9 protein-coding genes are annotated in these 10,247 nt (G+C 42.2%); 8 read left to right on the top strand and 1 reads right to left on the bottom strand.

Annotated features, from left to right (window positions below; all coding sequences use genetic code 11):
- Window positions 1–474: 474 nt before the first annotated feature.
- The 8 genes from DCO17_RS08460 to DCO17_RS08425 all read left to right on the top strand — a co-directional run bounded on the left by DCO17_RS08460 (window position 475) and on the right by DCO17_RS08425 (window position 7,398).
- Window positions 475–840, top strand: coding sequence for a hypothetical protein (locus DCO17_RS08460; RefSeq protein WP_173956290.1), 366 nt, complete (start codon window positions 475–477; stop codon window positions 838–840).
- 124 nt (window positions 841–964) lie between these two features.
- The gene (locus tag DCO17_RS08455) at window positions 965–2,074 is read left to right on the top strand and encodes a protein-glutamate methylesterase/protein-glutamine glutaminase (protein ID WP_173956289.1); all 1,110 of its coding nucleotides are present in this window, start codon (window positions 965–967) and stop codon (window positions 2,072–2,074) included.
- A 10-nt stretch (window positions 2,075–2,084) separates the two neighbouring features.
- Window positions 2,085–2,900, top strand: coding sequence for a CheR family methyltransferase (locus DCO17_RS08450; RefSeq protein ID WP_173956288.1), 816 nt, complete (start codon window positions 2,085–2,087; stop codon window positions 2,898–2,900).
- A 17-nt stretch (window positions 2,901–2,917) separates the two neighbouring features.
- A complete protein-coding gene (locus DCO17_RS08445) occupies window positions 2,918–4,444 on the top strand; it encodes an adenosine deaminase family protein (RefSeq protein ID WP_173956287.1) in 1,527 nt (508 codons plus the stop codon).
- Window positions 4,445–4,596: 152 nt separating this feature from the next.
- Entirely contained in the window at window positions 4,597–5,265 is a 669-nt protein-coding gene (locus DCO17_RS08440) for an alpha/beta fold hydrolase (RefSeq protein WP_173956286.1), read from the top strand.
- 49 nt (window positions 5,266–5,314) lie between these two features.
- The gene (locus DCO17_RS08435) at window positions 5,315–5,986 is read left to right on the top strand and encodes a tetratricopeptide repeat protein (RefSeq protein ID WP_173956285.1); all 672 of its coding nucleotides are present in this window, start codon (window positions 5,315–5,317) and stop codon (window positions 5,984–5,986) included.
- A gap of 207 nt (window positions 5,987–6,193) precedes the next feature.
- Entirely contained in the window at window positions 6,194–6,895 is a 702-nt protein-coding gene (locus DCO17_RS08430; protein WP_173956284.1) for an MgtC/SapB family protein, read from the top strand.
- Window positions 6,896–6,966: 71 nt separating this feature from the next.
- On the top strand, window positions 6,967–7,398 hold the full coding sequence (locus tag DCO17_RS08425) for a DUF3106 domain-containing protein (RefSeq protein ID WP_173956283.1): 432 nt from the start codon (window positions 6,967–6,969) through the stop codon (window positions 7,396–7,398).
- A 161-nt stretch (window positions 7,399–7,559) separates the two neighbouring features.
- Here DCO17_RS08425 and DCO17_RS08420 read toward each other — a convergent pair whose 3' ends face one another.
- A complete protein-coding gene (locus DCO17_RS08420; protein WP_173956282.1) occupies window positions 7,560–10,247 on the bottom strand; it encodes a bifunctional acetate--CoA ligase family protein/GNAT family N-acetyltransferase in 2,688 nt (895 codons plus the stop codon).

Genomic DNA, 10,247 nt, shown 5'->3' with positions numbered 1-10,247 from the left:
TGGTCAAGGTGGAGCTCAAGGCGGTCAAGGTGGTCAGGTGGTAACCAAGGTGGTGGCCAGGGCGGTCAGGGCGGTAACCAAGGCGGTGGCCAAGGCGGTAACCAAGGCGGTGGTCAAGGTGGAGCTCAAGGCGGCCAAGGTGGAGCTCAAGGCGGTCAAGGTGGTCAAGGTGGCCAAGGCGGTAACCAAGGTGGCCAGGGCGGTCAGGGCGGTAACCAAGGCGGTAACCAAGGCGGTGGTCAAGGTGGCCAAGGCGGTAACCAAGGTGGCGGCCAAGGTGGAGCTCAAGGCGGTAACCAAGGTGGTGGCCAAGGTGGTCAGGGTGGTAACAACACACCTCCAGCCGGTGGCAATAACACCCCAACCCCTGGTGGCAATAATGCTGAGCCTCAACAGTCAAGCCAAGCTCAAACAAATGCTAATCGTTTAAACCAGCAACTTGGTAGAACAATCCCTACGAGTGATCAGGTTCCAGTGGTTAATTCACAAGTAGTTATTCTTAAACCAGGACAAGCACCTGTTATTGAGAAGGGTTACGCTATCAAGCCACAAGCTAATAACGTTGACGTTAAGTCCTTAAGAACGGTTGATCCTGTTTATAGAGCCCCGGGCGCGGAAACTGGTTCGACGAACTTTGCCGTCACTATAAGAGGAGTTAGCTTGCCGTTTACAGCTACAACTACAGAGCAAGGTATGCAAATCAAACCATTATCTGCAGCAGCTGCAAGGTATGTTGAAGGAAATCAGGCTGCCGTTGTTCGTAATGCTGTTGGACAAGCGGTTAATGATTTAGGTGCAAAACCAGAAAACTTTAAGACGATTTATATCAACTTTAATTAATCGAAAAATTGATTTTTGGGACAACTAGGCTTGCCATTCCCTTGGGTTTGGTAAGCCTTTTTATTAACTTATCCTTCGCATTTATCTAAATAAAATATCGGGTGAATTTTTAAGGACTACTGTTTTGATTACAAGCAAGATACGTGTTCTTATTGTTGATGACTCTGCTGTCATTAGAAAAATTGTCACCAAATGCCTTAAGGGTTGCGATCAAATTGAGGTTATTGGGTACGCGGTTGATGGCGAAGATGCGGCTAACGCGGTTGAATCGCTATCACCCGATGTCGTCATTCTTGATACGGAAATGCCAAAAATAAATGGCATTCAAGCATTAAAAAATATTCGAGAAAATCACCGAGATTTACCAATCATTATGTTTGCCTCTCATGCGCATGATGATAGCGAGGCTGCGATTGAGGCTTATTCAGTGGGCGCAAGCGATTGTGTTGCTAAGCCAGATCATACAAACGTAAGCATCTCTGATATCGGTCGAGTTGTGGAGAGTGATCTGATTCCCAAAATCATTCATCATGCAGGACAAAGAATCTCTCGTAAACAGTTAAACCTCAGAAAAAATCCAACCAACACACAACAAGAGGTAGGGGTTACAAATGGTGTTCATCAAAATGAAAGAACTTACCTTGAGCGTCTAAGTGATGTGCGAGCAATTTGTATTGGCTCTTCAACGGGTGGTCCTATAGCGTTAATAGAATTACTAAAGCAAATTAGACCCACTCTAAATATCCCTATTTTCATAGTGCAACACATGCCAGAAGGCTTTACTGCTTCGTTGGCCACTAGATTAGAAGCCATTAGTAACTTAAGAGTTAAAGAGGCTGAGCACGGTGAAATAGCAATTCCGGGTTATGTATATATTGCCCGAGGCGGCCTTCATATGGCATTAACAAAAGTAGGGGCGGACATTGCAATTCATTTAAACAGTAAGGCGGCTGAAAATAATTGTCGCCCTTCTGTAGACGTTCTTTTTCGCTCGGCATCTCAAGTGTACGGTTCAGCAGTTTTGGCTATTGTTTTGACCGGCATGGGTTCAGATGGTTTACAAGGCTGTCATGCAATTTCCAATCAAAAAGGTTTAATTTTTGTTCAAGACGAGCAAAGTAGTGTGGTGTGGGGTATGCCAGGGTCTGTTTCAAATGCAGGTCTTGCGTCAAAAGTGATGAACATCAACGCAATTGCAGAGCAAATCAATTTATGCAAATTAGATCTAGCATAGGGTATTAAAAGTGTTAAAAGTATATTTACCCAAGTTTTACCAATTGCTAGAAGAGCATCTTGGCATCACATTGGATGAGAGCAAGCAGTACTTAATTGAATCTCGCTTATTGCCATTAATTGAGAATAGTGAGTTCGATAGCGTGCTCTCCCTGATAAAGTATCTAACGCAAAACAATGTTGGCGTTCTTCATTGGAAAGTATTTGAATTGTTAACCACCAATGAAACTTCTTTTTTCCGCGACAAGCATGTGTTTGATGGCATAAAGGAAATATTGATTCCGGAAATCATTAAAAATAATGAAACATCTAAGACGATCCGCATTTGGAATGCCGCGGTTTCGTCAGGGCAAGAAGCATATAGTATTGCCATCTTGATTAAGGAATACTTTCCACAATTGAAAGATTGGAATATCGCCATCCATGGAACAGATGTATCAAAGGCAATGCTCGATAAAGCCAAATCTGGGATCTATACTGCGCATGAGGTGAGTCGTGGAATTGATCAGTTTTTTAAAGATAAATATTTCACTGTAGATGACAACGGAAGTTACTTAATTAATCAATCTATTAGGGCAATGACGACATTTTCCTCTTTGAATTTGATTTCTGAGTGGTCTATGCCAGAAAAGTATGATTTGGTGATGTTAAGAAATGTATTGATTTACTTTAATCAAAAAACCCAAGTAGCCGTTCTAGATAAGGTCGCTAATTACATTGATGCCAATCATGGAGCATTATTGGTTGGAGCTTCTGAAATTTTGCCCAAAACAACTGCTTTAGAGAGATCAGCCCTAGGCGGAACGTTTTACTATCAACCTGTTTAATTTAAGTATTTAATAGTATGAAAAAAATTCTATACATTAGTCAGCTATTTTTAATGCTGCTAGTTGGAAATGTTTTTGCGCAACAAGCAACTCCAGTTGGAATTTGGTTTGAAAAGTTTAAAGATAGACCCGTAATGCTCAGGCAATTTCTGCAGTTGATGCCAAAAGGGGCGGATCTGCACAGTCATTTATCGGGCGCTGTGTATGCCGAGACATATTTAGATATTGCAAAAAATTTGAACTACTGTATTGATGGTTCAACATATCGTCTGTACCCAAGCCCATGCAAAAGCGGCACCGATGATCTTTTAGTAAAAGATATTTCTAAAGACTTTCGAGAAAAAGCGATAGATGGTTTATCGGTTAGGAATTTGTCTGCAAGTAACCGCTCTGGGCACGATCAATTTTTTAACAGCTTTGCATTATTTGGGGGTGTAGCTGGCGCTGGTGAGTCGCAAGCCGTATTGCTTGCTGAGGTTGCCAATCGTGCTGCAAGAGAAAATATTCAGCTACTGGAGCTATCTGTGTCCGTTCAAAGTAAAGCGGTTCAGGAGTTGGGTAGTAAATATCGCATTGACTCTCAGTCGCAGTTTGGGGATCTGCGCAATCAAATGCTTGAGGCTGGTTTAATCAAGTTAGTCGAAAAAGGGGTGCGAGATTTAGACGCAGTTGAGCAGGCCTATCAGAAAATAATGCGTTGTGGTGAAAGCGACGCTCAGGCAGGCTGCGATGTAAAGATGCGTTACATTCTGCAAACAAGTCGCAATGCACAGTCAAATCAGGTTTATGCGCAATTGGTATACGCCTTTGAACTATCAAAGGCGGATCCTCGTATCGTGGGAGTGGGTTTGGTGTCTCCTGAGGATGGCCAAGTTGCGCTTCGTGATTATGATTTGCAAATGCAAATGATTGCATTTTTAAATAGAAATTCACCGAATACAAAAGTTACGCTACATGCTGGTGAGTTGGCTTTTGGCTCAGTCCCGCCGGAGCAATTGCATCATCATATTAAGGATGCAGTGAAGCTTGCTAAAGCAAATCGAATTGGTCATGGCGTTGATATTGGCTATGAGGATGGTGCACTTGAAACTATGCAATATATGAAAGATCACAATATTGCTGTAGAAATTTGTTTGACTAGTAACGATGTGATTTTGAATGTTAAGGGGTCAAGTAGCCCCCTAAAGGATTACATCAAAGCTGGTGTGCCGGTTGTTTTGGGCTCTGATGATCAAGGTATTTCACGCATAGATTTAACTAATGAGTACTTAAGGGCAGCGTTTGAGCAGGGGCTTACCTATTCGCAGCTTAAACAAATTTCTAGAAATAGCTTGACCTGGAGTTTTTTGCCTGGCGCAAGTTTATGGGAGAGACCCATGAATGCTAAAAGGGTGTCGGCATGTCAGGGCGAGAACGTTTTAAAAAATACTGTCAGTACAGAATGTGAAAAATTTTTGAGTAATAGTGAAAAAGCTAGTTTGCAATGGATTCTAGAAAAGAAATTTGCAACATTTGAGTCTTTGCCGCAGTGGCGTGGACGTTAATGCTTTCCTTTGTTCGATTTAGTTCGAGATATTTTGTTTTAAAGCTGTTTGCTTTTGGTCTGTTATTGAATTTATCGTTCGATGGGTACGCATCAAGCGTTATAGCTGTTCCTCCCTTGCACACAGGAGCTTTTTATTCAAGTCAACCCATCATGACCATGTACTACCCGGGTGTCAAAGCAAAACAGGTCATTATTTATCTTTCAGGCGGGTGGGGCAGGATTGGATTGAAGGCAAATACTGGTGCAATGATCGATTCATTTTCAAGGATGCTCATTGGGTTAACAAATCCAAAGCTCTCGTCAGGTAAGTTTGATGTGGTTTTTATGGATAGCCCTAATGAACTGTATTGGATGACCCAGAGGGGTAGCGCAGATCATTTATCCCGTATTCAATCCGTAGTTCAGTATTACAAAAATAGAACTGGTTTGCCAGTTTGGTTGATGGGGCATAGCAATGGTGCCTTGAGCTTAAATGCATATATTCAGTACCTGCAAGAATTCAGTCAAGTTGGTATGGTGGATGGCCTAATTATTAGTGCCGCTAGAAATGAAATATCATTTTCTCCGCCGCTATCGATGCCCATGCTTTTTCTTCATCATGAGGAGGATGGGTGTGTTAATACGCAACCAAAAAATTCTTATGCTGCTTATGAGCGACTTGTTCAATTTGATAAAGCGAATATCAAGTACGTAAATATTGAGACGGGGGAATATGAAATGAACGATCCCTGCACTAGTGGTTATCACATGTACTTCGGGGCTGATAAAGAGGTAACTTCAGCTATTGATCAATACTTTGACAATCCGCAAAAGCATTAGTCTTACGAATTAAATATAATCATTTTTTCAAAATATTAAGGAGTTCAAGTTGGCATCAATAGAATTGGGGCAAAGCAATCTAGAGCGCGGTCGTAATGAGGCGGCTTATGAGATTTTTATGGATTTGGCTCAAAATGATTTGAATGACGATGCTCTTTATGCGTTAACCAAGATGTGCTGGGATGGCAAGCTCACCGCAGAGCAGTTGGAGAAGTTTTATGAATTTCAAAATGCCAGCAGCTCCCTTGGCAATGGCTATGCTCTTTTCAATGTAGGACTCATGCATGAAAAAGGCATGGGGCTAATTAAGCAAGACTATAAGATTGCTGTGCAGTATTACGAAAAGGCCATCAAGCATGAGGTGATGGATGCCTATTGCAACCTAGGTAGTATTTATGTTCTTGGTACGGGTATGGAGCAGGGCGTTCCTCGCAATGTTGAGCGAGGCGCAGAGCTTCTTGCTGTTGGCGCCAATGAAGGTAGCCGCCAGTGTGCTTATACCTTGGGGTCGCTATACGGAAAGGGCGAGTTTATTGCCCAGGATTTAAAGAAGGCGTTTTACTTTTTGACCTTAGCAGCATTAGCTAAGCATGATCAAGCGCATAGAGTCTTGCACATATTCCAAGTGACGCATAAAGGTGACTTCACCGAGCAGTTTGAGGCTGCCGAGCGTCAGTACTGGAAAATAGAGAGTATGCGACGCCTATATAAGTGTATTTAATACATTCTCTGATAATAGACCGCCTATGGGCGGCTTAATTTTTAGTAACGGGCATGGCTCTCCCCATATTCAGGCACGATTAAGATTGTTGTCTGCAGACTGGATTTGAACTCTTAGGCCTCATTCAATTAGGCGTTGCTTAACAAGTCCTCATTAGCAATGGTGAGCGTATGATGCATAAATTATAGATATTCATGGATTATAAAAATGAGCATTCTTTCTTCAGCCTCTCCAGTTATTGCCGCTCACTTATTAGCCGCCATGCTTGCCGGTGGTTTGATTGGATTGGAGAGGAGCTTTCATGGTCGCCCAGCAGGTTTTAGAACGCACGCTTTGGTTTGTTTAGCTTCGGCGCTTCTGATGACTGTCACAGCATTTCAGTCGGTATGGATTCCCGAAGTTGATCTGGAGTTATTTAGAACGGATCCAACGCGGATGGCCCAAGGAATAATGACTGGTATTGGTTTTTTAGGTGCGGGAGTGATATTTAAGGAGGGTCTAAATGTTCGCGGCCTTACTACTGCGGCCTCCATTTGGATTACTGCAGCAATTGGAATCTTGGTGGGAATCGGTTTTTATTTTCCCGCAGCACTCGCCACCCTGTTGGTATTAATTACCTTATCTTTGTTTCGATGGATTGAAGCAAAAATACCATCGCATTACTATGCGAACAATGCGATTGCATATGATAGGAATGACACCCCTAGTCAGAGTAATGTTAGGCAGTTTTTAAATGAGCATGGATTTCGGTTGGAAAGCGTCAGCTATCGAGTTCCTGAGGGCGGGACTACATTTGAGTATCGAATGACCATTCGAACTAGTGACTTAGGTAATTTAACTAGATTAGCCGAGCATTTGAGTGAGCAAAAAAATGTCAGACATTTTGAAATTTCATTAACGGGCGAATAGTTCCTTGCCTTAGGTTCTATATTTTTCGAAATTGATCATAAAATGAAGCATTAAATGCTAAAGGAGAGGGTATGACTATCAAGAAGTTGCTTACAGGGCTTTTTTTGGGGTTGGGCATATATGTAACGGCTAGTGCGGTTATTCCAGAGCCACCAAATCCTCTTAATAACCTCAACCTCACATTTGAACAGCGCTTAGAGCAAAGAAAGCAAATTGATGAGCAATTGCTAAAGGTAACGCCAGAAGAGCGAAAAGCCTATTGGCATAAGATGCATGATCAAATGAAAGCTTTAAGCTCGGAAGATCGAAAACTTGTTCATGAAAAAATGAAAGCGCAGTGGCAGTCCATGACTCCCGAACAAAGAGAAAAAATGAAGGCTGAGCGGAAAGCATTTTTTGATGGCTTAACCCCGGACGAGCAAGCTGAGATAAGGGCGCGTAGATCTAAATGGGAAAATATGAGCCCTGAGCAAAAGCAGAATTGGCATAAGCAATCTAGCTAATATTGGCTGGCTGTGAGTAATATCACTCCAGCTTATTCAGCAAGAACAAAGCCACCTATTGGTGGCTTTTTTACGCTCGCGCAATGACTATCGAGCCAATAACTTAATAACTTATTGTGTTGGTCTCTGGCTGTAGTGGGATGATCTGCAGTAAAAGTGAACTAAAGCTTTTTTCTGACCACTTTAAAATCTGGGTCATCCACCATATTTTCAACTGTAAAACCAAGGCTGCGCATTAGCTTTAACATGCTTGGATTTTTCGATAGTACAAGACCATCAATCTCCGATAATCCTTTGTCGCGAGCTACTTCCATAATATTAATCATCAGCCGCGAGCCAATCCCTTGACCGCCAAAGTCATCGGCTACTACTAATGAAAACTCGCAACTAGCTTTGTCAGGATTTGTGCTGTAACGAGAGACGCCAATAATTTTTTCCGTGTCTATCCAAATTCCATCCGCGGAAAGAGTTGATTCCTTTGTAAATGCAACCAAGGCCATTTCCCGATCGTAATCAATCAAGGTAAATTTTGATGCCATTGATGGAGGTAGCTCAGGTGCATTAGAAATAAAGCGGAAATATCGAGTCTCGTCGGAGAGGGTTTTATAAAATGCTTTTAGCATTTCTGCATCATCAGGATGTATCGGTCTAATCTGATATTGACCGCCATCTTTAAGTGGATAAGTTTGCTCATACTGGTGAGGGTATGGAAGAATGGCTAAGTGCCCATATAAGCCCAATTGACTTTGATTGTGTGAGTGCGAGTTACTCACAACAATTCTTGCGTCTACAGCGATTGCTCCATTCTGATCCACAATGATTGGATTGATATCCATTTCAACAAGTTGTGGAAGTTCGCAAGCCATTTCAGACACTCGCAATAGAATTTGTTCAATCGCCTCAACATTAACGGCGGGTGAACCCCTCCATTCTCCTAAAGTCTGGGCGATTCGTGATCGATTAATCAGTTGTGAGGCTAGGTATTGATTTAATGGGGGCAGTTCCATGGATTGATCGTTTAGTAACTCGATCATCGTGCCGCCGGCACCAAACGCAATCACGGGTCCAAACGGTTCTTCATTTACAAGACCGATGTAAATTTCTCTACCATTTTGGCTATGAAGCATTTTTTGGATGGTAACGCCATTCAATTTTGCATTTGGTGCTTGATGTGATACTGCTTGAGTCATATGGTTGTATACATCTCTCACGCCCATAGCATTCATCACATTAAGTGCCACCCCATTTACATCTGACTTATGACTTATATCAGCCGAATCAATTTTTAGTACAACAGGATAGCCAATTTGATTGGCAACCATCATTGCCTCATTTGGATTTTTAGTAAGAATGGTTTGCGTGATTGGAATATGAAATGCAGAAAGTAGGGCCTTAGATTCCATCTCCGTAAGAACAGTTCTTCTGCTAGCAAGTACATTCTCAATGATTAATCTCGCCCCATCTAAATCTGGTGCAGATGCTTTGGATAGTGGCGGCGGTGTTTGTTGAAGTAATTTTTGGTTTGTATAAAAGTTAGCAATATTTTCAAAAGCGCCTACAGCCGCTTCTGGCGTTCTAAACGTAGGAATATTTGCATTTGATAAATGTCTTCTGCTTTCCACTACTGAGGAGTCACCAATCCAACAGCTTAAAAGTGGTTTATGAATTTTCTTTTTTAAATTTGCTATTGCATTTGCGATGGCCTGGCCATCAATTGACGGTTTTGGCGAGTAGATAGTTAGAATTCCATCTATTCCACTATCAGAGCTTGCGGCTTCTATGGCGGTGCAATATTGTTCTGCTGTAGCCTCCTCTGATAGGTCAATGAGGTTATCTAGCGATGCCAAGGGAGATAATGCACCGCTAATTTTTTCAATATATTCACCGGATAATTTTGCTAAAACTAAATTGTTTTCGCTAATACGATCGGCAGCAAGGACACCGGGACCGCCGCCATTAGTAATGATGGCCAGCTTGTTGCCAACAGGCCGATAACTGGAGGCGAGGCATTTTGCTGCGGAAAATAAATCAACGAATGATTTCACTCGAACAGCACCTGCGCGGCGAATGGCGGCATCAAACGCAGCGTCGGCACCCACAATATTGCCGCAATGTGTTTTGGCAGCTTCGTTTCCAGCGGGTTTATGGCCAGACTTCAAGACAATCACGGGCTTGATATTTGCTGCAGCCCTTAAAGCACTCATAAATTTTCTTGAGTGAGTAATACCCTCAAGGTAGAGCACAATGCTTTGGGTTTTTGCATCATTGCCCAAAAAATCTAATAATTCAGCAACATCAATAGAGGCATTTTGCCCAACAGAGGCAACTAAAGAGAAGCCAACACCATTTGTTTTTGCCCAATCCAACATTCCGGATGTCAGTGCTCCTGATTGTGCAATTAACGCCAATGGGCCTGGGCTTGCAAGATCGCCAATAACGCTAGCATTGAGATTTAGATGGGGTCTTTGAAATCCCATGGTATTGGGACCAAATAGTCTTGTGCCGTAATGTTTTGCTATTTCTTTTAATCTATCGCTAGTAGATTTATCAATGCCAGTTGAAATTAAGACAGCAGCTTGGTGTTTTAAACGTCCAGCCAAATCTAAAGCAGTGATCATCTTCTCGGGTGGCAAGGGGATGATAGCTAACCCTTTTTTCTTAATTTCATGTTGATTTAATTCCACGGGGGCGCTGACATCAACCCACTCAATGGCTCCCGAATAGGGTTTTTCGGAAAAGAGCCCTTTAAAAATATTTTGACATCTAGCTTCGGAATCAGAAAGATTTTGATCAAAGAATATCGATATCGAACTGGGATTAAATAATGAATCTAAATAATGTTTTTCCAA

Source organism: Polynucleobacter tropicus (assembly GCF_013307225.1).
Classification (GTDB): Bacteria; Pseudomonadota; Gammaproteobacteria; order Burkholderiales; family Burkholderiaceae; genus Polynucleobacter; species Polynucleobacter tropicus.
The sequence above is the reverse complement of the archived record's forward strand: the minus strand, read 5'-3'. Positions and strand labels throughout refer to the sequence as shown.